This window comes from Stutzerimonas sp. (assembly GCF_982611455.1).
In genome coordinates this window covers 159060-182151 of the sequence record NZ_CEXBBO010000002.1, presented here as the reverse complement: position 1 = coordinate 182151, position 23092 = coordinate 159060, and the positions used below count along the sequence as shown (strand labels likewise).

Below are 23092 nucleotides of genomic sequence, written 5' to 3'. Positions count from 1 at the left end.
CACCGATGATCATAGAGCTATGTCTCATGATTAAAATTTTGAAGATTTCTCTGGAATCAAAGTATCAAATTCATACTTACCACCGGGCAACACTCTCAGGCTCACAGTGCTATTGGTCTTGGAGCTGTAGACATGAATAAGATCATGGCTTCCTCGGACAGCAGACTTAGGGATTAAGCCACTGATAGCTGTAGCGTTTTCCAAAGTTTCTTTAACTGCCAGTTTGGCCTGTTCAACACCAGCGCGACTAGCCTCGTAAGGCAACCTACCTTCTCCAATTTTTGCACCCAATTTTTTGTTTAGGTTTGCTGCTTGAGAACCAAGAAACGCATCAACTTCACCTAGCTCAGGAAGTTTTTGAATTCCTTTTAGACCCTCGCCCACCTTAACCGGATGCTCATATGGTAGCCCAGCCTCCGCATCTGTTTGCCCACTATGCGGATTATGGTTCGTTGCCGGCGAATTGTTCTCCTTAACCTTGATGACTTTGCTACCCGCACCACCAACCGCCGAGCCTACCAGCAAGGTAGCAATTAGTGCGCCACCACCAAGAAGGTAAGCATCATTGTCATATTCGACGTCCAGTTCCTCGCGTTCGACGCCTTCCGCAATGGCTTTACCCAGCACCCCCTCTAAATGAGCTTGATATAGAGCGACTTTCTCACCGAACGAGGTCTCTGAAAGCGCTTTTTCTGCCGCCCACATCATCAAGCCTTTCGGCCCTTGGGCAGCTGCCAGCACAAAGCCAACAGCTTCACCTTGATCCGGGTGAGCCTCTATATAAGCGTTTATCTCAGAGACTCTTCCCAGAATCACTTGCTCTGGGCGGAGACGTCCCGGAGTAACCGTCTCCGCTGGTAAGACCGCAACATCAGCCAATGACAGAATGTTGGCCTTAGCTAACCCTTGCTTCACCTGCTTAATGAGCTCCGGCTGCGTAGAGAATACCTCGGTGATTCCTCGAAGCTCGACCAGCACTTGGTTTTGGAACGCCCGATCAGCCAACAGTGCCTTGGCCTGTGTCAGGCTCATGCCCGACATAACCAGACCGTATAGCGCCTGCTCAGCGATTTCGGCACCACCCGCTTTTACCGCGCCTTCCTCCAGTGTCCTGCCCGTCAGTTTCTCCAATTCGTTCAGGCTGGCATTGGCTAGGACGCCAAGCTGTTCGAGGTTGGATTTTGCTTGCTCATCGTAGTTGACCAGCGCCTCGCCCCAGGCTTGGAGCGTCTCGAGCGGATTCGCCACTGCCTCCACCGATGACTTACTCACATAAAGATCAGTCCGCTCCTCCTCGTCCTTCGTGACCTCGTATGCCTTGCTGACATCACGATTCAGCCCAGCAGTCGAATCCTTACCGGACTCCGTATCGCTCCTGACAACAATCTCGCCCGCACCCACAGTCGCACTGACGATCTGCTCGCGTTCTTTGTCGTACTCGTAACCCTCGACACTCCAACCGTTTTCACCCTCTTTGCCCTTGCCTACCTGGCTCGCGTCCTGCTGAGTGCTGCCTCCCGTGCTGTAGCTGCCACCCGCATTGAGGTAATAACTGTGCTCCTTGTCCTCTCCTTGGATGTCGCGGAAGGCAAGGGTATCGGTGTCAAGCTTGAGACTGCCGGTGTCAGAGGCGATGAGAGCCCCGTCGATCTGGGTGTGACCTTCGGTGCGAAGGTCAAGCCGGTCACGGGCGACGACTGACGTCTGGTTGCCGACCCAGTTCGTCTCACCCGTGGTCTGTCCATAACCAACCGAGCCACTGACGCTAACGCCATATCCCACTGTAACGGTCGCGCTGGCATCGAACTCCTTGCCGCTCACCTTCCCAGTGTCAGGCACCGAGCTCACGGTCAGGTTACGTCCCACGTCGCCGGTGACGTTTTCACCTTCAATCTGCGCACCCGTGATGGCGGTATCGCGGCCGCTCTTCATGTCAACGTTGCGCCCTGCGTACAGGTAGGCCTCCTGCTGTTGCCCACCGTCGCGATCAAGCTCACCGCGACCAATATTCACGCTGGCGTAGACGCCGATGCCGCTTTGGCCGAAGGTCAGGCCCACTTCGCCGCCACCGCTGCGGCGTCGTTCTTCGGCGCTTTGCGCGTTTTCGGCTGCGGTGATCAGGAGGTCATTACCGGCATTGAGCTTGATGTCGCGCTCAGCTAACGCCTGGGTGCCGATAAGGCTCAGGTCATTTCGGGCATCCAGCACGATATCGCGCCCGGCCTGCAGCCCGGTGCCGCTGGCCGTGCCCTGGCTGCCCTCCTGCGTGGCGGTGCCTTGGCTTCCACCTATACCTACTTTGAAGCCACCGGTAGTTCCGCCGACGAAGCCACCTTTCGCCTGGGTTTGCTCCTGCTCATAGCGCTGCTCGCCACGCGCAACGTCGAAAACAATGTCCTGTGCAGCGACGTTGATATCCCGACCCGACTGCAGTTGCCCGCCTTTGACCACGACGCTGTCACCAGCCGTCAGGGTGACGTCGTTACCGGCATCCAGTGTTGAGACTCGGCTGGCCGTACCGCTTTGGCTGACGGTCTGGCTTTGACTGGTGCTGCCGATATGAGCGTCATAGGTTGGGCCAGACATGAACTGGCTAACGCCATCAATCGCTTTCAGCACGCCGGACGCCTGGCTGACCGTGTTCTCACCTTCGCCCGCGCCGTTGATGCCATCGACCATGTTGCCGAAGTTGTGGTTGACGGTCGTGGTGGTGCCAGTGCGCGTCTGGCTGGTTTCCCGCTCAAACACCAACTGCTCGGTAGCCGCGTCGACGAGGATGTTGCGACCTGCCTGAACACTCAGGTCGTAGGCGGCAGACATGTCCGAGCCCTGCTGCACCACATCGCGCCCTGCCCTGACGTCCAGGTCCAGCCCTGACTGTATCTGGCTGGCTGCCGCGGTTTGCTGGGCGCCGAGCTGCTTGTCCTTGAGGGCCTCCTTCCCTATGAAGGTGGTATAGCCGTTGCGATCGAAGTCCTGCTGCATGCCGAACGTCTTGGTGTTTTCCCACGACATGGTTTGCGACCGCTCTGTACCAGCGACCACATTCACATCACGGCCGGCATCGAGCAGCACGTTTCGGCCAGCACTCACACCGCTGCCAACGATATTGATGTCTCGCTCGGCTGCCAGGGTGGCGTCCCGATCGGCGATCACTTGGCTGCCGACGTTGGTCGAGCTGATGGCTTCCTTACCGGCTTTCTTGGCAGAGGCCAGGGTAATGTCACCGCCAAAGCCAGGCGTGCCGACGGCAAGGCCCACTGCGTCGGAGAACGACAGGCCTACCTTTTTCTTGTATTCCTCGCTCCGGCTGTAGGACTCGTCGTTGGCGGCCACCAGATTGATGTCTCCGGTGTCGGTCACCAGACCCGCCCTGAGCTCGACGTCATTGCCGGCACTGGTCTTGCTGGCACGCAAGCGAACATCGTTACCAGCGGCAATCACGACGTCATTGCCCGCCTCCAGTTCGCTCGCCACCTGGCTGGCTGTGGTCTTGAGTTGGCTCTTACCGCTCTTGGACAGGCCGAGGAAACCGGACTTGGTCTTCTTGCTATAGGAACCGTGCTCCTCAACGCCGGAAAGTACCGCGACATCTCCAGTACCGCCGACCAACAGATCATCGCCTGCAGACAGCTGGCTGCCGATCACGGTTACGTCGCGGCCGCCGTTCAGGCTAAGGCTGCCGTCGACCGCCTTTTTCGTATTGATCGTCAGGTCATTGCCGGCCTCAATGACCGAGGCAACATTAGTGCTGTCATAGTTCTCCTTCTGCGTGCTCTTGCTTCGCCCGAAGGAGCCCTTGCTCTTCTTGTAATAGAAGGAAGCGCTTTCATCCTTGCCGGAGAGGATGTTCACGTCCTGACCGGCTTCAAGCGCGACGTCTTTGGCCGCCTGGATGTTGCTGGCGACCATCGCAACGTCCTGGCCCGCGAGTATGGCGACATCGCCACCGCTTTCCAGGCTGCTCGACTGCTGACGCACGCTGTCCGTGCTACGGGTGACGCGCTTGGTCTTGGATAAGAAGTGATCTTCGTTGGCAGCAGAAAGGAGATTTACGTTTTCGCCTGCCCGAAGATCAATGTCACCCGATGCCTTAACCTGACTACCAATGGCACTGATATCAGAACCAGCTTCAATCTTTATCGCACCACCAGCGATCGTTTCGCTAGCGTGCTGGCGAGTGTGCTCGTTCAGATAACGTTTCCCACCCGCGCGGGATTCGAGTGACGTTTCCTCGACTGTGCTAAGCGTAACGTCGCCGCCCGCCAGTAGCGCCATTGCGCCTCCGCTGCGTAACACGCCTCCAGTGTTGGCAATGTCACGTTCTGCCTGTAGGCGCATATTTCCTGTCGATTCGATACTTGCTGCCTGGTCAACGTAGTCGGTGATGCTTCTACGACCGCCGTAGCTCACATCGTTCCGGGTCGCTGTACGCTCGTTAACGATGTCAGTACCTGCTATCGCACTCACATCCCGCCCGGCGATCAAGCCTCCCTGCGCGTTGCGAATACTTCCCGTAGCCAGCAGTTGCAGGCGCTCGTCCGCCTCCATCGCACCGCCAAGGTTGAGGATGTTGCTAGCAGTGACGCCGAGGTTTTGGCTAGCGCGCAACGTGCCGCGGTTGGTCAGGTCGCTGCCGGAAATGAGCGCCACGTCCTGGCCTTGGATCAGTGCGCCATTGGGCGCCAGGCGGCCTTCGGCCTGGGCCAGGTAAAGCACTGGGACGAGGACCTTCTCGCCCATCACTTCCTGCTCTTCCATCCAGACGATGTCGTGAGTCAGCGCGGCGACCTGTTCGGCGGTGAGCGACACGCCAAGGCTGAGGTTGAGCGCTTCCTTGCTGGCGATGGCGTTGTCCATCAGGTAGCGGTACATGGCTTCGTCGCTGGTCAGTCCGGCCAGGTAACGCTGACCGGTGCGGGCGACGATGGCTTCACGGATCAGGCGCTGTTCGTAGAGCCCGTCGCCGAGACGCTTCTGCGCGTCGTCCGGCTCGTAGCCGAGGTTGCCAAGCAGGTAATCCGAACCCATGAATTGCTTGAGGTCGGTGAGTGCAGGGTTAGTTTCGATTAGGTTGCGGTGCCTCTCGGCCGGGCGAGACAGACCGGTGTTAGTGGCATTCTGCGGCATGGGCTGATCGATCAGCGGAGCGGTGCCCGCGTCGGTCGTTGCAACGCTTGAAGCCGCCTCGCCATTGAGGCGGAACAAGCCGTTCTCGCCTTGCGGCAGGGCGAAGCCCGGCAACGTGAGCGGATTGACCTGTTGCTGCGCTAGGTCTGGCGGGAGGTGGCTGATCAGCTCGACAACCAGTGGCTGGTCGGTGCCGGAGGCGGATGTATTTCCGACTTGGCTGGCGCCGCGCTGAATAGTGGAGCCGAGGCTGATGACGCTATTGGTCAGTGTTTGGGTGGCCTGGATGGTGACGTTGCCACCGGCCTGGACTACGGCATTCTGGACATTGGAGCCGCCGCTGCGGACGACTTCAACGTCATTGTTGGCCTTACTATCAGCGAGATCAGCCGGAAGCTGTGCCTGCTTCGCTGCCTCGACGTTATAGCGGGAAGAAGGAAGCCCGTCATAGTAATCGTAGGTAACCGGTACGTGCACACTCTGATGAGTGATGGAGTCCCTCCAATAGGTCACCGACTCGTTGCTGCAACCGTCACCCTCGCAAACCGTGCCGAGTGTCGGAAGCGCTAGGCGTATTTCTCCAGAATCTGTCCGGTAGTAGTAGCCAGGGTACTGGGGATTATAGGTGCGGTTATAGGGCTCGACGTGGCCGGAAATAAAACGCTTAACTGTGCCGTCTGTTACCGCTCTACGGTAAGTTCTTATCCGCTCAATCGTCCCACCCGACGCACCCTGGTTGGCGAAGCTGGCGCCCGTGATGTCGATATTTCGTACTGCCGAGAGGGTGCTGCCTTCATTGCTGATCGCCCCGCCGACTATCCGCAGGTCTTGCCCAGCTGAGATGTAGGCAGCAGGCGTCGTATCGGTGATCTTTCCCTCGTAGATGTCGCGAACGATGTAATCGACGGTGTAATTATCGCCACTGCAGTCGTAGCAATAGACGCCAATAGCGCTCTCTACAAGTGTGCGTTCGAGCGAGAAGATCTCGCGGCGATTCTTGAGCGTTTGTGCCTGCAGAAAGACGTCTCCGGCCGCTTCTAAGCTGCCGGAAACGTTGTCGATAAGTACTGCACGCGCGCTCGACAGTCCGCCGATGGTCAGTGCGCCGAGGCTATAGAAATCGCCGTACGCGTTGGTAAATGCATCCGCTGCGACCGTCATATCGGCGCCGCTAAAGATCAGGCCTCGGTCGTTTTCCAGCGTGGCTGCGGCCAGCGACACCGTTTCCGCGGCACCCAGTGTGCCCAAGTTACGGAGGTCACCGGCGGTCAACGTCAGGTCGGTGCCAGCGGTGAGGCGCCCGCCGTTTGCCAGCGCGCCCGCGATGTCGAGCTTGAGGTAGTCCCCTGAGGTCAAACGTGCCGAGGAGCCAAGCGTCATTGTGCCTACCCGCACATCGATACCTCCAAGGCTGGTCAGCCGGCCGTTGCCGCCGTAGCCCCCGGTCAATTGAAGGTCGAGTGCACCATCGCTTGCGATCAAGCCGTCGTTGATCCAGTTGCCGCCCGTTCCCTTGAGCGTCTCAGACGCGAGCAGCCGGCCGTTTGCCGTCTGAGTGAAGGCGCCCACATCGATCGTCAGGTTGCGTGCTTGCAGGGTCCCGCCATGCGTCCAGCTTGCAGCGGACAGGCTAAAATCACCGGTCGTCGTGAGTGTGCCGCCTGCCTCGATAGCATTGTCGCTCGCCAATGTCATGCTTCCTGCCCCGACGTGGCGCAGGGTGCCATTGGTGTTGAGCAGCCCACCGAGCACGAATTGTGCGTCGGTGTTGGCGGTTTCGAGCAGACCAGCACGGTTATCGAACGCATCGGTGATTTTTACCCGTGTCACGCCCGTCCCGCCGAGGGCCCGGATGGCTCCGTCGATGTTGGACAGACGCGCCGCGGCAAGAGCCAGGGCACTGCCGCTTTCGATCAGGCCCGCGTCGTTGTTGAGCGTACCGGTCAGGTTAAAGTCGATGGTTTTAGCGCCGATCTTGCCGGCGTGGTTGTCGAGGCTTGCCCCTGTCATGGTCAGGGTGTCGCGCGCGTAGAGGCCACCCGTCCCGTTGTTCACCGCGCCGGCAGCAATGGTCGTATCGCCCGCAATGGCCGACACATGGCCTCCACGGTTGTCGAGCGTTCCGGTGTTGATCGACAGGTTGTCAGCCTGGATCGTGCCGCCCTGGTTATCGAGCGCACCGTCAACCGTTGCCTTGACCCAGCCGGCCAGGCTGGTCAACAAACCACCCGCCCCGTTGCTCACCGAGCCCGCCGCAACGACGACATCGCCCTGTTCGCTCAGCAAACGACCGCTGCGGTTGTCGATCCAGCCGCCCACATCGAGCTCAAGCGCGGCCTTGCCCTGGATGGTGCCAGCCTGATTGTTAAGCGCTGCGACCTGCGCCGTGACCGCATCCGCCTGGCTGTAAATCAGTCCGTCCTGGCTGTTGTCAAGCTCACCACTGATGTCGAGGCGTAGCGCACCGGTGGCCGCCAGGGTGCCGGCGGCCGAGTTGTTCAGGCGAGTGGCGAACAGTTCGAGCAAGCCCTGGCTCGCCAGTTGCCCGCCGCGGTTGTCGATCTCTCGCGCCATCAGGCGAAGAGGGCCAGTGCTGACGAGCTGCCCACCCATTGTGTTGAGCAGGCGATTCGTAAGGGTTAGCGAGAGCGCCTGGCCGGCGGACAACCGACCATCGTTATTGTCGAGACCGGCGGCAACGAGCAGCAGGTCGGCACCGCTGCGGGCCTCGCCGGCCTGGTTGTTAACATCTGAAGCCTTGATTGACAGTGCCCCGCCTGCACTCACGAGGCCGCCGGCGTTGATGAGTCCGCCTGTCGTTTGGAGCGATACCGCTGCTTCGCTGGAAAGGATGCCCGCAGCGCCGTTGTCGATTTCGACGGCCTCGATGCTCAGCGTTTGCTTGCTCACCAGTGCGCCTTCGTCGCGGTTGTTCAGCGCACCGGTCAGCTGTGCCGACACGCCACCCTCCCGACTGGAGACAGTGCCCTTTGCGCTGTTATCAAGCGTATCGGTTCGAAGCGTTACTGCCTTCCAGCCGGAAAGCAGGCCGCCGTTATGGTTGTCCAGCACATCGCTTTGCACGTCGAGTTCGCCGCCAGCGATAATCCGGCCGGCATCAGCGTTGACCAGGCGCTTGGCAGCGATCTGCAGGTCGCCACCTGTCGACAGTTCGCCGTCCTGGTTTTCCAGTTCACCAGCGTTGGCAATGGCCAGTCCAGCTTGCCCCTTGATAAGCCCCTGGCGGTTGTCCAGCGTGCCGTCCTGCAGATCGAGCTCTATCCGCCCATCGGCGATCAGGCGACCCTGCTGTTGGGTGAGCGCACCAACCGTCGCTCGGATGTCACCCGCAGCGGAAACTTCACCACCATTACTGGAATCGAGCCGGTTCGCCTCGAGCATCAGCGAGGCGTTGCTGCCGATCAATCCGCCGTCGCGGTTGTCCACCTCACCGCCCCTGAGCGTCAGCGGACCCGTAGCGCTGACTATGCCGCTGCGGTTGTCCAATGTCGCGATCTCGAGCTGAGCAGCACCGTCGGCCAGTACACGGCCTTGCTCGGTGTTATCGAGCGCCTGGATGGTCGCATTCAGGTTGCGCAAGGCGACCAGGTCGCCAGCCCTGTTGATCATGGTGTCCGCGGTCAGCTGAGCGTCACCGCCCGACTGCAGCACGCCAGCCTGGTTATTAAGCGCACCGGTCGTGATGTCGAGTTGCTCGTCGCCAAGCACGCGGCCATGCTCGTTGCTGAGCGAACCGGAGCGGATAAGGGTCGTTTCGCCAGCAATGGTCCCGTTACGGTTATCGGCAAGCTCCTCGGTTTCGATGGTGAGTTTGCCACCCGAGAGGAGCGTGCCTGCGTTGGTCAGGTTGCGGCTACGCACCTCGAGTGCGTCTGAGGGATTAAGGCTGCCGTCGGCTTTAATGCCTGCTTCGACTGTTCCGTCGTTGGTGATCTGATCTGCCGACAACATGACGGACTGGCCGGCAGCCAGGCTCTCGGCAATGGTCAGCGAGTTTTGAGCGTCGAGGCGGGCCGTGCCCGCCGCATAGGTGTCTGCCTCCAGTCGTACCGAGTCGGCCCGAGCGGTCAGGTTTCCGCTGGCGGCCGTACGCGCCATGCTCAGCTGCCCATTCGCATCAATCTGAATATCCCCCGCACTAGCCGCCATATCACCGGCCAGCTTCACGCCGACACCCGCTTCGGTGCCGACCAAGCGAATGGCGCCGGCGTACATGCCGCCGAGCGCGGAGCTGTCGATGGCCAGCAGCGGTTGGTCGGTGATGTCCGGCGCCTTGGCGGTGGCGCTTAGATCGTCGGCATCGACCTCGTTGCGGCCGGCGATGATGTTCAGTTTGTTGGCATGCAGCTCGGCGTTGATCTTCGCGCTGCGGGTGATGAGGTCGAACTGGTCGACGTTGCTGGCGTTGAGCCCTTGCCCTTCGATGGCGATGCTGCCGCCGTTGACGTCGAAACGATCCAGTCGACCGTTTTCGATTATGGGCGTGCCGGTGCTAAGGGTGACGCGCGGCGTGTTGATGAAGCCGCAGCCGTCGCAGCTGATGCCGTGGGGGTTGGCGACGATGACATGGGCCGACTTGCCGGCGACTTCCGTATAACCCTGCAAACGGCTGGCGTTGCTGCCGGTGACTTCGTTGAGAATCAGCCCGGCCGCTTTTCCATTGAGGTTCGAATTGCCGAGAATGATGCCGCCCAGTTGGGTGCTCTGGGTGCGCTCGGTGGCGTTGTTGAGGATCAGGCCCTGTTGGCCGACGTTGTAGTCGTTGAACGTGTTGTGCGACAGCCCGTTACTGTTAGGCGCAGCAATGTTGACGATCGGCACGCCATTGCCGGCCTGCCCCAGCGTCGCGCCGCTGCCGGCGGCGACGGTCAGATCGGCCGCCGCACCGACGATGGGGTTGAGAAACATGACACCCACCAGCACGGTGGCGACGTTCTGGAAAAAGGGGTTGCGCACGTCCATGTAAAAACTCCGGCTTTGCTCAAATCAAATGTGGAATGCAGGAAGAGGCCTGCTCTTCCCAGCCCGCCGCAAACGGCAGGCGAGGCAATCAGAAAAACAGGTCGACGCGGAAGTACACCGGATGCTCACGCTCGGTGATGGCATCCGGCCGTTCCAGCGAGCGGGCGAACGTGACGGAAGCCGCCACATGCGTGCCCCGCGCGCTCAGTTCCAGGCCATGGCCGGACAGCCGGCCGTGAAAATCGGGGTTGTAGCGGCCGCCGTGGATGACGCCAACGTCATAGGCGTAGGCCAGGCCATATTCCTGCAGGAAGGGACGCAGCGGCTCCCAGCCGATCGGCCGGCGCCAGCGCAGCTGGTTGCGCCAGTAGCCGCCGGTGTCGCCGGACAGCGATTGCTCCTTGAAGCCGCGGACGGAGGCCAGCCCGCCGATGCTGATGCGTTGCGGGCTGTAGAGGACGTCTTCGCTTTTCTGAGCGTTGAGCAGCGAGTCGAAGCTGAACGACTCGCCCCACAATTGAAACGGCTGCAATGCGCTCAGTGTCAGCGTGTATTTGTGATAACGGGCGTCCGGCTCACCGTATTGCGGATTGCCGCGGCGCTGCGCGTCGAAGCTGCCGGTCCCGTGTTGCCAACCAAGGTCGGCGTTGACGAAGGCCGTGCCAATGCGACGTCCGTGGTTCAGGCCAAGCTGCGTTTCGGACAGTCGCTGACTGGAAACGTCGAGCAGGCTGTTCTCGATGTAGTTGCGGGTGCGCAGATGAGCGATGCCGAAGCTGATAGCGGTCTTGCTGACCGCATCGCGATGCAGCACCCGCTCAGCATTTGCCTGGTGGCTCTTGCTTTCGCCGTCCATGTCGAAGAGAAAGCCAGACGTTTCACCCTGGGTCCGGTAGTAGCTCTGGTTGTAGCTGTAGCTGAGCGTCCACCAGCCGTACGGCACGCTGTAGAACAATCCCTGATTGGCCGAATGGCGCTGCTTGTCACTCACCGCATCCATACCACCGTACACCCTGAGTTGATCGGCCAGCCCCAGTGGGCTGTCCCAATCGAGGCCGGCGCCCCACTGTTGTTCACCGGTGCTGGATTCGCCTCCATTGTGTCGGTTCAGGCTAACGCGCCAAGGTTTGAGCGGATCGCCTTTCAGGCTTACTCGGCTCCCACCGACCTGCTCGCCTGGCAAGAGCTCCAACTGCGCGGGACGTGACGGCAAGCGGTTCAATTGGTCGACCAGTTGCTCCAGCTCGCGCAGGTCAACCACCTCGCCCGCCTGGCCTGGGAACGCCATCGCCAGTTCGCGATCGCTGGCTACAGCCGATTGGTCGATCCCCTCGAGACGACCCTCCACGACCAGAACCTCCAGTTCGCCATCTGCCATGTCCTGCTGCGGCAGATAGGCGCGCGAGGTGACGTAGCCACGGTCGATATAGAACTGGGTGATTGCTTTGAGCAGCGCGTTGAGCTGGTTGGCGCCCAGGCACTTGCCTTCGTACGGCTGTACCAGCTCAGCTTGCTGCGCAGCCGAAACAAGAGTGGCGCCTTTTAGGCTGATGGTGCGGATGTCGAAACAGCGGGTATCGTCGGGTACCGGCTCTGGCGCGGACGCATCGCGTCCAGGCAGTTGCTGCAAGTCTTCCAGGCGTTGGCGTTGTTGTTCCAACAACCGTTCTTGGCGATCGCGGATAAGGTCGCGTTCACCGGGAAGCGGCGTACTGGAAGGCGGAACCTGGGCGGACGCCGAGCCAACGACGAGCAAAAAGGTTGTGATAAAAGTGGCGAACAACAGCGAGGGCATCGCGACCATCCTTGGTTCGATAAAGCGGAGGGCCGCGATGTTGAGGCGAAGTGCCACTACACACAACTACCGCTAGTCACGGACGGGCCGCAAAAGCAAAACGGCTTCACATTTTGGGCAATAAAGCCTTTAGGGGAACGGAACTAACGCGAAGCAGCTGAGATAGAGCATTTTGCGCGCAGCAAAAAGGCGCCCTAAGGCGCCTTTCGTTGCAGCTAAGCGGGAATCAAGCCTTGGCTTTCTTCGCAGCGCGGTTACGCTCGCCTTCGTCGAGAATCTTCTTACGAAGACGGATCGACTTCGGGGTTACTTCGCACAGCTCGTCGTCCTGGATGAACTCCAGCGCCTGCTCGAGGGTGAAGCGGACCGGCGGGACCAGGGCGATGGTTTCGTCCTTGCCCGAAGCGCGCATGTTGTCGAGCTTCTTGCCCTTGGTGGGGTTAACGCCCATGTCATTGTCACGGCTGTTCAAACCGACGATCTGGCCGTTGTAGATTTCCTGGCCGTGCTCGACGAACAGCTTGCCGCGCGCCTGCAGGGTTTCCAGGGAGTAGGTCAGGGCCTTGCCGGTATCGATCGACACCAGTACGCCGTTCTGACGACCGGACATGTGGCCGGACTTCATGGTGTCGTAACGGTCGAAGATCGAGGTCAGGATGCCTGCGCCGTTGGTCAGGGTCAGGAACTGGTTACGGAAACCGATCAGACCACGAGCCGGAATGTTGTACTCCAGGCGAACACGGCCCTTGCCATCCGGCACCATGTTGCTCAGGTCGCCTTTACGCAGGCCCATTTCTTCCATGACCTTGCCCTGGGACTCTTCCGGGATGTCGATGGTGACGTTCTCGAACGGCTCCTGCTTGACGCCGTCGACCTCGCGGATGATCACTTCCGGACGGCCGACGCCCATTTCGAAGCCTTCGCGACGCATGGTTTCGATCAGTACCGAGAGGTGCAGTTCGCCACGGCCGGAAACCTTGAACTTGTCGGCGCTGTCGCCTTCTTCGACGCGCAGGGCCACGTTATAGAGCAGCTCCTTGTCCAGGCGCTCCTTGATGTTACGGCTGGTGACGAACTTGCCTTCCTTGCCGCAGAACGGCGAATCGTTGACCTGGAAGGTCATGGAAACGGTCGGCTCGTCGACGGTCAGCGGCTTCATCGCTTCGACGTTGTTCTGGTCGCACAAGGTATCGGAGATGAACAGTTCGTCCATACCGCTGATGCAGACGATATCGCCAGCAGTGGCTTCGTCGACGTCGACGCGGTGCAGGCCGTGGTGGCCCATCAGCTTGAGAATACGGCCGTTACGCTTCTTGCCGTGCATGTCGATGGCAGTGACCGGGGTGTTCGGCTTGACGCGACCGCGGGCGATGCGGCCCACACCGATGATGCCGAGGAAGCTGTTGTAGTCCAGAGCGGAGATCTGCATCTGGAACGGGCCGTCGACATCGACCTGCGGGGCCGGCACGTGGTCGACGATGGCCTGGTACAGCGGGGTCATGTCTTCGGCCATGTCGGTGTGGTCCAGGCCGGCGATGCCGTTCAGGGCCGAGGCGTAGACGACCTGGAAGTCCAGCTGCTCTTCGGTGGCGCCGAGGTTGTCGAACAGGTCGAAGATCTGATCCAGAACCCAGTCAGGACGCGCGCCCGGACGGTCGACCTTGTTGATCACCACGATCGGACGCAGGCCGGCTTCAAAGGCCTTCTTGGTCACGAAGCGGGTTTGCGGCATCGGGCCGTCCTGGGCGTCGACCAGCAGCAGCACGGAGTCGACCATCGACATCACGCGCTCCACTTCACCGCCGAAATCGGCGTGGCCGGGGGTGTCGACGATGTTGATGCGGTAGTCGTTCCAGCGGATGGCGGTGTTCTTGGCCAGGATGGTGATGCCGCGTTCTTTTTCCTGGTCGTTGGAGTCCATCACGCGCTCGTCGTTGAGCTCGCCGCGCTCCAGAGTGCCTGATTGGCGCAGGAGCTTGTCTACCAGGGTGGTCTTGCCATGGTCGACGTGGGCGATGATGGCGATGTTGCGTAGATTCTCAATCACAGGTCTGTTTCTCTGTAAAAGCTTCAAGCTGAAGGCCGGAAGCTGGAGTTCGATCGATTCGCCAGTGGCGAAATCCGGTTGGTCGGGGCAACACCCCGTATGGCCGCTACAGGTCGGGAGGGCGGTGGCGGATACTGCCGCCCAGCAGGCCGGGCTGTTTAGCTCGGACGATAAACGCGCACATTGGCATGCCCCTCGCTCAATAAATGATGAGCATGCAGGCGGCTCATGACACCTTTATCGCAATACAGCAGGTACTGGCGGTTCACATCCAGTTCCTTGAATCGGTTGTTGAGCGCATAAAACGGCAGCGTTTGCACTTCGATGCCCTGCAGTTCCAGAGGTTCGTCTTCGGCAAGATCGGGGTGACGGATGTCGATAATCACCTGACCAGCGCTCGCCTCGACGACTTCTTCTATCTGCAGATCCTGACCCAGTTCGTCGATCACACGATCGATGGGAACCTGCCGCGCGTTGGTCAGGGCACGCTCGAGGATCGCCATGTCGAACTGCTTCTCTTCGTGCTCGATACGGTAGCGCTTGGCCTTGGTGGTCGGGTTCACCGAGATCACGCCGCAGTATTCGGGCATGTTCTTGGCGAACTCGGCGGTACCGATCTCGAACGCGGTATCGATGATGTCTTGCTTGTGACTGGCGACCAGCGGCCGCAGCACCAGCATGTCGGTGGCCGAATCGATGACTGACAGGTTCGGCAGCGTCTGGCTGGAAACCTGGGATATCGCCTCGCCGGTGACCAGTGCATCGATGTGCAGGCGCTCGGCGATCTGCGTCGAGGCGCGTAGCATCATGCGCTTGAGCACTACGCCCATCTGGCTGTTGTCGACTTTCTCGAGAATCTCGCCAACCACTTCCTCGAACGGCACGCTGATAAACAGCACGCGGTGCGAGCTGCCGTACTTCTTCCATAAATAGTGGGCGACTTCCATCACCCCCAGCTCGTGGGCACGACCGCCGAGATTGAAGAAGCAAAAATGGGTCATCAGCCCGCGGCGCATCATCTGGTAGGCCGCCACGGTGGAATCGAAGCCGCCGGACATCAGCACCAGCGTCTGCTCCAACGCACCCAGCGGATAGCCACCAATGCCATCGTGCTGGGCGTGGATGATGAACAAACGCTGGTCGCGGATTTCCATCCGCACCTCGATTTCCGGCGCTTTCAGCGAAATCCCGGCGGCACCGCATTGCTGGCGCAGCTGGCTGCCGACATGACGCTCGACATCCATGGAGCTGAACGGGTGCTTGCCGGCGCGCTTGCAGCGCACGGCGAAAATCTTTCCGGCCAGCCGGTCGGTGAAATGTGCCTTGCACTTCGCGACAATATCGTCGAGATCGCCCAGCGGGTACTCATGTACTTCCAGGCAATGGGCGATGCCCGGCGTGCAGCGCAGGCGCTCGATCATCTCGCGCAGCAGCTTCGGCTCGCTGTGTGCGGTTTCCACCTCGACGTTGTCCCACACTCCTTCCACCCGCAGATCGGGATCGAGGTCGCGCAACACGGTACGGATGTTCTTCGCCAACTGGCGAATGAAGCCCTTGCGTACCGGTGGGCTCTTGATGGTGATTTCGGGGAAAACCTTGACGATCAGCTTCATGAAAACGCGCGCGCCGACATGGCGTAAAAAGAGGGGGGCGGAGTATAGCGGAAATTGATCAACATTTAGGCGCTTTTATCTGAGCGCACCATTGCGCACCAAATTGGGTCGCAGCAACAAAGCAACGCACTAACTTGATGCGTTCAGTTAGGTCGATAGACGCCTTCCATCCTTTTAGCGCCTGTAAACCCGCACACCGGCGCGCCCAGACCCAACAAGGAGCACTGGCATGCAATTTGCTCCCTTGTGAGGCAGGTCGCCATCGCGGAATATCCGCCGCTGGACTTCACCCCCGATTTCGGAAGCAACCTGTCAACGCTTCCACCACTTGGAGAGCACCATGTCGAAGTCGCTTCAACTGATCAAAGATTACGATGTGAAGTGGATTGATCTGCGCTTCACCGACACCAAGGGCAAGCAGCATCACGTGACCATTCCGGCCCGTGACGCCCATGACGAAGATTTCTTCGAGCACGGCAAAATGTTCGACGGCTCTTCCATTCATGGCTGGAAAGGCATCGAAGCCTCCGACATGATTCTGATGCCGGTCGATGATACAGCCGTGCTGGATCCCTTCACTGAAGAGCCGACCCTGATTCTGGTCTGCGATATCGTCGAGCCGAGCACCATGCAGGGCTACGATCGCGACCCGCGCTCGATCGCCAAGCGCGCCGAGGAGTTCCTCAAGTCCACCGGCATCGGCGACACCGTATTCGTCGGTCCGGAGCCTGAATTCTTCATCTTCGACGAAGTGAAGTTCAAGTCGGATATCTCCGGCTCGATGTTCAAGATCTACTCCGAGCAAGGTTCCTGGATGACCGACCAGGACGTCGAAGGCGGCAACAAGGGCCATCGTCCTGCCGTCAAAGGCGGTTACTTCCCGGTTCCGCCGTGCGATCACGACCACGAAATCCGTACTGCCATGTGTAACGCCATGGAAGAGATGGGCTTGGTCATCGAAGTTCACCACCACGAAGTGGCGACTGCCGGCCAGAACGAAATCGGCGTCAAGTTCAACACGCTGGTTGCCAAGGCTGACGAAGTTCAAACCCTGAAGTACTGCGTGCACAACGTGGCTGATGCCTACGGCAAGACCGCGACCTTTATGCCGAAGCCGCTGTATGGCGACAACGGCTCGGGCATGCACGTGCACATGTCGATCTCCAAAGACGGCAAGAACACCTTCTCCGGCGAAGGCTATGCCGGCCTGTCCGATACCGCGCTGTACTTCATCGGCGGCATCATCAAGCACGGCAAAGCGTTGAACGGCTTCACCAACCCGTCGACCAACTCTTACAAGCGTCTGGTCCCGGGCTTCGAAGCACCGGTCATGCTGGCCTACTCGGCCCGCAACCGTTCCGCCTCGATCCGTATTCCGTACGTGTCCAGTCCGAAAGCCCGTCGTATCGAAGCGCGTTTCCCGGACCCAGCTGCCAACCCTTACCTGTGCTTCGCCGCACTGCTGATGGCTGGCCTGGACGGCATCCAGAACAAGATTCACCCTGGCGATGCGGCTGACAAGAACCTCTACGATCTGCCGCCGGAAGAAGGCAAGCTGATCCCGCAGGTTTGCGGCAGCCTGAAGGAAGCATTGGAAGAACTCGACAAGGGTCGCGCATTCCTGACCAAGGGCGGCGTGTTCAGCGATGACTTCATCGATGCCTACCTCGAGCTGAAGAGCGAGGAAGAAATCAAGGTCCGCACCTTCGTACACCCGCTGGAATACGACCTGTACTACAGCGTCTAATCCGGTCCGCGTGACCACAAGGCCTGCCCTCAGGAAGGTCTTGTAGCCAATGAACCCCGCCTTCTGGCGGGGTTTGTTTTTGTGGCCCCGAATAAAAGCAGCAACCAGCGGCCTGTGAGCTCAAGTCCATGCCCCTCATTTGCTGCCGCTCCCAATTCACACCGAACAAACTTGCTTGCAAGCCCGAGCGGTGCAACGCTCCCGGCATCCTATCCGCGGAGCTTCCCATGCGCATTGCATTGTTCAGCCTGCTTTTGATCGCTACGGCCCCGGCCCTGGCACAGATTTACAAGTACACCGACGATAACGGCAACACGGTGTTCACCAACCAGCCGCCAGACGGTGTCGCGGCGGACAGGGTCGAGTTGCCGCCCGCCAACACGGTCGATATCCGCACACCGGAACCACCACCACCGATGGAGAACGAAGAGGACAGCCGTCAACAACGGCAGCCATACCGCAGCCTGTCCATCGGTGGGATTCCCGATGAACAGGCGCTACGTGCCAATAACGGTACCTTCGTGGTCAACGCCCAGCTCGACCCGCCACTGCAGCAAGGCCACCAGATTCGCTTTCTGCTCGACGGTAATCCACTAGCGGAACCGAGCAGGGCCGCCACCTTGCAACTGAACAACGTCGATCGCGGAACCCACCTGCTGGAAATCGAAGTGCTCAGTAATGGTCAGGTACTGCAGCGCACCGGCGAACAATTCACTGTGCAGCGGATCCATACCTCCAGCCCGGCCCGACCATGATGGCGGCGCCCAGGCTCAGCCTGTTTGGCCTGCTATTGGCGCTCGCACTGCCGGCCAGCGCCGGGATTTATACCTATATAGACGCTGAAGGCAATCGCGTTTTCACTGACCGCCCCGGCGGGCAGGCGGTCGAAACCGTCGACCCCAGGTCCATCAACAGCATGCCCGCTCAGCCGGTGGCGCAACCTGCCGCAGCACGGGAGGTTTTGCGCGAGCCAGCGCCCGCCTATCAGCTGCTCGATATCGTCCAGCCCGAACCCGACGCCACCGTTCGCAACAACGCCGGCGAGCTGATCGTCAGCGTGACGAGCGATCCCGCCTTGCTGTTCGGCCATCAGTATCGATTATTGCTCGACGGTGGCCCGATCACCCCGAATAGCAGTGACTCGACATTCGCACTAAACAACATCGATCGCGGCAGCCACCAACTGATCGTGGAAGTTATCGATGCGGACGGGAAAGTATTGCAAGGCAGCGCACCGAGCACTTTCCATATGATGCGCACCTCGCTTGCGCAGCGGCGAATGGTCAACCCATGCAAGAAGAACGATTACGGCGTTCGCCCTGAATGCCCCCTGAAAGACAAGCCTAAGGAAAAGAAAGATATTCCTTTCGTGCCCTTTCTGTGACCATCCTATGCACCTGAATGGTGCACAAGCCGGACCAACCTGATCCGCTTCACTCGTTTTCCGCTACGCCCCGCTCTGGAGCGCCAGAGCGCACGGCGCCGCGCCGAAAAGGAGCGCCTTGGTTTGCTTCTTGCATTTCCCGTCTTACATACCGGATGCAGACAGCCATGATCAACGAAGCCCTACAGCGCCTGCTGATCGAGAACCTGACCACCGCAACCTTGCTGCTCAATTCCCGCTTGCGCCTGGAATACATGAATCCAGCTGCTGAAATGTTGCTCGCCGTGAGCGGCCAGCGCAGCCATGGTCAATTCATTAGCGAGCTTTTCACCGAATCGCCCGAAGCGCTGGCTGCTCTGCGCCAGGCCGTCGAACAGGCACATCCCTTCACCAAGCGCGAAGCAACGCTGACCCCTGCCAGCGGCCAGGCGCTAACGGTCGACTACGCGGTAACGCCCGTTCTAACTCGCCAGGAAACCATGCTGCTGCTGGAGGTTTTACCGCGGGATAGATTGTTGCGCATCACCAAGGAAGAGGCGCAACTGTCCACACACGAAACCACCAAGATGTTGGTGCGCGGTCTCGCTCACGAGATCAAGAACCCGCTCGGCGGCATTCGCGGCGCTGCGCAGCTGTTGTCCCGCGAGCTGCCCGAAGAGCACCTCAAGGATTACACCGAGGTGATCATCGAGGAGGCCGACCGTCTGCGGAATCTGGTCGACCGAATGCTCGGCTCGAACAAACTGCCGTCCCTGTCGATGACCAATATCCACGAGGTGCTTGAACACGTTGCCAGCCTGATCGAGGCCGAATGTCAGGGCAGCCTCATTTTGGTGCGCGATTATGATCCAAGCATTCCCGAAGTCCTGATGGACCGTGAACAGATGATTCAGGCGGTGCTCAATATCATGCGCAACGCCATGCAGGCGCTCGCCGGCCAGAGCGAACTGGGCCTTAGTCGCCTGACTCTGCGTACCCGCACCCTGCGCCAGTTCACCATCGGCCATATCCGCCATCGCCTGGTCACCCGGATCGAAATCATCGACAACGGACCGGGCATACCCAGCGAACTGCAGAACACGCTTTTTTACCCGATGGTCAGCGGCCGCCCGGACGGAACGGGTCTCGGCTTGGCTATCACCCAGAACATCATCAGCCAGCACCAGGGCTTGATCGAGTGCGAGAGCCACCCCGGCCACACCGCGTTCTCCATCTTCCTGCCGCTGGAACAAGGAGCCCCATCAGCATGAGCCGAAGCGAAAACGTCTGGATCGTCGATGACGACCGCTCCATCCGCTGGGTATTGGAAAAGGCTCTGCAACAGGAGGGCATGGCCACGCAGAGTTTCGACAGTGCCGATGGCGTGCTTGCCCGGCTTTCACGTCAGCAGCCGGATGTGATCATTTCCGACATCCGCATGCCCGGCACCAGCGGCCTGGATTTGCTGGCGCAGATTCGCGGGCTGTACCCGCGCTTGCCGGTGATCATCATGACCGCCCATTCGGACCTCGATAGCGCGGTGGCCTCTTACCAGGGCGGTGCATTCGAGTATCTACCCAAGCCGTTCGATGTCGACGACGCCGTGTCCTTGGTCAAACGCGCCAACCAACATGCCCAGGAACAGCAGAACCTGCAGGCGCCGGCCAACCAACACCACACGCCTGAAATAATCGGCGAGGCACCTGCAATGCAGGAGGTGTTCCGCGCCATCGGCCGCCTCAGCCATTCCAACATTACCGTGCTGATCAATGGGGAATCCGGCACCGGTAAGGAACTGGTGGCGCATGCCCTGCACCGTCACAGCCCGCGGGTGGCTTCGCCGTTCATCGCGTTGAACATGGCAGCGATCCCCAAGGACCTGATGGAATCCGAGCTGTTCGGCCATGAGAAAGGCGCCTTTACCGGTGCCGCGAACCAGCGCCGCGGCCGTTTCGAGCAGGCCGACGGCGGCACGCTATTCCTCGATGAGATCGGCGACATGCCCGCCGACACCCAGACCCGTCTGCTGCGCGTGCTGGCCGACGGTGAGTTCTACCGGGTCGGCGGCCACACGCCAGTGAAGGTCGATGTGCGCATCATCGCCGCGACGCACCAGGACTTGGAAACCCTGGTGCAGGCCGGCAAGTTTCGCGAAGACCTGTTCCACCGCCTGAACGTCATCCGCATTCACATACCGCGTCTGTCGGATCGACGCGAAGACATCCCTGCACTGGCCGGGCACTTTCTCGCCAGCGCTGCGCAGGAGCTTTCGGTCGAAACCAAGCTGCTCAAGAGCGAAACCGAGGAATATCTGAAAAACCTGCCCTGGCCGGGCAACGTGCGTCAGCTGGAAAACACCTGCCGCTGGATCACCGTCATGGCCTCAGGCCGCGAAGTGCATGTCAGCGATCTGCCACCGGAACTGCTTAACCAGCCCGCCGACGCCATGCCGGCCAATAACTGGGAACAGGCACTGCGCCATTGGGCCGATATCGCGCTGGCACGCGGTCAATCGAACCTGCTCGACGAGGCGGTACCGGCGTTCGAGCGAATCATGATCGAGACTGCCCTCAAGCACACCGCCGGACGTCGCCGCGATGCCGCGCTGCTGCTCGGCTGGGGACGCAACACGCTGACGCGCAAGATCAAGGAACTTGGAATGGGCGTTGACGGCGGTGATGATGAGGACGGTGAGGAAAGCTAAAACCTAGAAGGCCCGAGGAAAGAACGGAGGCTGGGCGAGCCACGTAGGGCGGTGCAACCCGCCGGCTTTTTCTCGCGGGCTGAGCGGATTCCGAGCCAGGATTGCCGCGATCAATCGCGCGGCCTAACTCTTATGTTCAGTCGCCAGCTCCCTTCGAACTTTTCACCGTCCCACTCGGCCACCAACGGCCGAGTGGCGACGAAGTGCAACAGCAAGCCCTTCTCGGTCGTCTGCACGCGCCAGCTGCTGCGCACTCCCGAAACGGTGATCTGCCCCTTCTGCGCGTTACCCTGCGCCTGAAACAGCATGCCCACCGCTCCATTCACGTCCTGGCTGTAGAGTTCCGGCTCGCGATCGAACCAGAGCTGCAAGCCATCAACAGTCGGTTCGACACGCAGCAACTGCACTGGCCCCGGCGTGGTAACACGGCCGATCATCACGCCGACCAACAGCCCGATCAATACCAGCGAGCCGAAAAAGCGCCGACGTAGGCGAGGTAGCGGATCGTCCATCGCAGTAGAATGCCGGTCGTTTTCAGAGTCGGTGACGCGCATGTTCCATGTGATCCTTTTCCAACCGGAAATTCCGCCGAATACCGGCAACATTATCAGGCTCTGCGCCAATGCCGGTTGCAGCCTGCATTTGATCGAGCCACTGGGCTTCGAGCTGGATGACAAGCGCCTACGCCGCGCCGGCCTGGATTATCACGAATATGCGCCGCTCAAGCGCCACGCCGATCTCGACAGCTGCTTGCAGAGCATTGGCCAGCCACGTGTCTTCGCTTTCACCACCAAAGGTTCGCAGCCCTTCCATCAGGTGCAATTCCAGCGCGGCGATGCCTTTCTCTTCGGCCCGGAAAGCCGCGGCCTGCCGCCGGAGATTCGCGACGCGCTGCCCAATGAGCAACGTCTGCGCCTGCCGATGCGCCCCGACAGTCGCAGCCTGAACCTATCAAACACCGTCGCGATCGCCGTTTACGAGGCTTGGCGACAGCTGGATTTCGCTCTGCAGTAAGCGTCTCCCGCTCAACGAGTCGGCACCGACTGGTGCCATACGCGACGCCATGGCAGCGAATCCAGAACGCCGGTTGAAATGCGTGGTAGCGTCCCCCATATCAAGCGCATTCGGGCATTCATCGCCCCGCTGCGTGGAGATTTTCCTTTGACCACCATCGTTTCAGTGCGCCGCAACGGCAAAGTCGTCATGGGTGGCGACGGCCAGGTTTCCCTCGGCAATACCGTCATGAAAGGCAACGCCAAGAAGGTCCGGCGGCTCTATCACGGTCAGGTACTGGCCGGCTTTGCCGGTGCCACAGCCGATGCCTTCACTCTTTTCGAGCGCTTCGAGGGCCAGCTGGAAAAACACCAGGGCCATCTTGTCCGGGCCGCCGTCGAGTTGGCCAAGGATTGGCGTACCGACCGTTCGCTCAGCCGTCTGGAAGCCATGCTCGCCGTGGCCAACAAGGACGCCTCGCTGATCATCACCGGCAACGGCGACGTGGTTCAGCCGGAAAACGACCTGATCGCCATGGGCTCCGGCGGCGGTTTCGCCCAGGCCGCCGCCATGGCATTGATGCAGAAAGGTGACGACAGCATGTCCGCTCAGGATATCGCCGAAACGGCTCTGAACATCGCCGGCAGCATCTGTGTCTTCACCAACCAGAATCTCACCATTGAGGAGCTGGAGAGCGCGATCTGATCGCCCTCGAGC

The 23092-nt window shown here is 60.2% G+C and carries 12 protein-coding genes; 7 read left to right on the top strand and 5 right to left on the bottom strand.

Annotated features, from left to right (window positions below; all coding sequences use genetic code 11):
* Nucleotides 1–30: 30 nt before the first annotated feature.
* The 4 genes from AC2LD7_RS02085 to thiI all read right to left on the bottom strand — a co-directional run bounded on the left by AC2LD7_RS02085 (nt 31) and on the right by thiI (nt 15568).
* Nucleotides 31–10113, bottom strand: a complete 10083-nt coding sequence (locus tag AC2LD7_RS02085) for a hemagglutinin repeat-containing protein (protein WP_484596198.1) — start codon at nt 10111–10113, stop codon at nt 31–33.
* An 88-nt stretch (nt 10114–10201) separates the two neighbouring features.
* The gene (locus tag AC2LD7_RS02080; RefSeq protein WP_484596197.1) at nt 10202–11908 is read right to left on the bottom strand and encodes a ShlB/FhaC/HecB family hemolysin secretion/activation protein; all 1707 of its coding nucleotides are present in this window, start codon (nt 11906–11908) and stop codon (nt 10202–10204) included.
* A gap of 226 nt (nt 11909–12134) precedes the next feature.
* Nucleotides 12135–13955 (bottom strand): translational GTPase TypA, encoded by a 1821-nt coding sequence (gene typA / locus AC2LD7_RS02075; protein WP_484596196.1) that lies wholly within the window; start codon nt 13953–13955, stop codon nt 12135–12137.
* 158 nt (nt 13956–14113) lie between these two features.
* A complete protein-coding gene (gene thiI, locus AC2LD7_RS02070; protein WP_484596195.1) occupies nt 14114–15568 on the bottom strand; it encodes a tRNA uracil 4-sulfurtransferase ThiI in 1455 nt (484 codons plus the stop codon).
* Nucleotides 15569–15908: 340 nt separating this feature from the next.
* On the opposite strand from thiI, the gene glnA reads away from it, so the two are divergent.
* The 5 genes from glnA to ntrC all read left to right on the top strand — a co-directional run bounded on the left by glnA (nt 15909) and on the right by ntrC (nt 21382).
* Nucleotides 15909–17315 (top strand): glutamate--ammonia ligase, encoded by a 1407-nt coding sequence (gene glnA, locus AC2LD7_RS02065; RefSeq protein WP_484596194.1) that lies wholly within the window; start codon nt 15909–15911, stop codon nt 17313–17315.
* Nucleotides 17316–17542: 227 nt separating this feature from the next.
* Nucleotides 17543–18070 (top strand): DUF4124 domain-containing protein, encoded by a 528-nt coding sequence (locus tag AC2LD7_RS02060; RefSeq protein WP_484596193.1) that lies wholly within the window; start codon nt 17543–17545, stop codon nt 18068–18070.
* On the top strand, nt 18070–18699 hold the full coding sequence (locus AC2LD7_RS02055; protein ID WP_484596251.1) for a DUF4124 domain-containing protein: 630 nt from the start codon (nt 18070–18072) through the stop codon (nt 18697–18699). The genes AC2LD7_RS02060 and AC2LD7_RS02055 overlap by 1 nt, the downstream gene beginning before the upstream one ends.
* A 167-nt stretch (nt 18700–18866) precedes the next feature.
* Nucleotides 18867–19949 carry a nitrogen regulation protein NR(II) gene (gene glnL, locus AC2LD7_RS02050; RefSeq protein WP_484596192.1) on the top strand — a complete coding sequence of 361 codons (1083 nt, stop codon included), beginning with the start codon at nt 18867–18869 and terminating at the stop codon, nt 19947–19949.
* Entirely contained in the window at nt 19946–21382 is a 1437-nt protein-coding gene (gene ntrC, locus AC2LD7_RS02045; RefSeq protein WP_484596191.1) for a nitrogen regulation protein NR(I), read from the top strand. Before glnL ends, ntrC begins: the two co-directional genes overlap by 4 nt.
* Before the next feature lie 110 nt (nt 21383–21492).
* On the opposite strand, the gene AC2LD7_RS02040 is transcribed toward ntrC, so the two are convergent.
* A complete protein-coding gene (locus AC2LD7_RS02040) occupies nt 21493–21936 on the bottom strand; it encodes a hypothetical protein (protein ID WP_484596190.1) in 444 nt (147 codons plus the stop codon).
* Here AC2LD7_RS02040 and trmL point away from each other — a divergent pair.
* Nucleotides 21935–22396: a tRNA (uridine(34)/cytosine(34)/5-carboxymethylaminomethyluridine(34)-2'-O)-methyltransferase TrmL gene (gene trmL, locus AC2LD7_RS02035; RefSeq protein ID WP_484596189.1), complete on the top strand. Its 462-nt coding sequence runs from the start codon at nt 21935–21937 to the stop codon at nt 22394–22396. The two genes, AC2LD7_RS02040 and trmL, sit on opposite strands and share 2 nt — an antisense overlap.
* A 147-nt stretch (nt 22397–22543) precedes the next feature.
* Entirely contained in the window at nt 22544–23080 is a 537-nt protein-coding gene (hslV, locus tag AC2LD7_RS02030) for an ATP-dependent protease subunit HslV (protein ID WP_484596250.1), read from the top strand.
* The last annotated feature ends 12 nt before the right edge of the window (nt 23081–23092 follow it).

What these genes read in the sequence shown, in the direction of transcription:
- AC2LD7_RS02040 (WP_484596190.1), bottom strand. Translation starts at nt 21,936, where the DNA reads ATGCGCGTCACCGACTCTGAAAACGACCGGCATTCTACTGCGATGGAC.
- ntrC (WP_484596191.1), top strand. Translation starts at nt 19,946, where the DNA reads ATGAGCCGAAGCGAAAACGTCTGGATCGTCGATGACGACCGCTCCATC.
- AC2LD7_RS02055 (WP_484596251.1), top strand. Translation starts at nt 18,070, where the DNA reads ATGGCGGCGCCCAGGCTCAGCCTGTTTGGCCTGCTATTGGCGCTCGCA.
- glnL (WP_484596192.1), top strand. Translation starts at nt 18,867, where the DNA reads ATGATCAACGAAGCCCTACAGCGCCTGCTGATCGAGAACCTGACCACC.
- AC2LD7_RS02080 (WP_484596197.1), bottom strand. Translation starts at nt 11,908, where the DNA reads ATGCCCTCGCTGTTGTTCGCCACTTTTATCACAACCTTTTTGCTCGTC.
- thiI (WP_484596195.1), bottom strand. Translation starts at nt 15,568, where the DNA reads ATGAAGCTGATCGTCAAGGTTTTCCCCGAAATCACCATCAAGAGCCCA.
- trmL (WP_484596189.1), top strand. Translation starts at nt 21,935, where the DNA reads ATGTTCCATGTGATCCTTTTCCAACCGGAAATTCCGCCGAATACCGGC.
- AC2LD7_RS02060 (WP_484596193.1), top strand. Translation starts at nt 17,543, where the DNA reads ATGCGCATTGCATTGTTCAGCCTGCTTTTGATCGCTACGGCCCCGGCC.
- glnA (WP_484596194.1), top strand. Translation starts at nt 15,909, where the DNA reads ATGTCGAAGTCGCTTCAACTGATCAAAGATTACGATGTGAAGTGGATT.
- AC2LD7_RS02085 (WP_484596198.1), bottom strand. Translation starts at nt 10,113, where the DNA reads ATGGACGTGCGCAACCCCTTTTTCCAGAACGTCGCCACCGTGCTGGTG.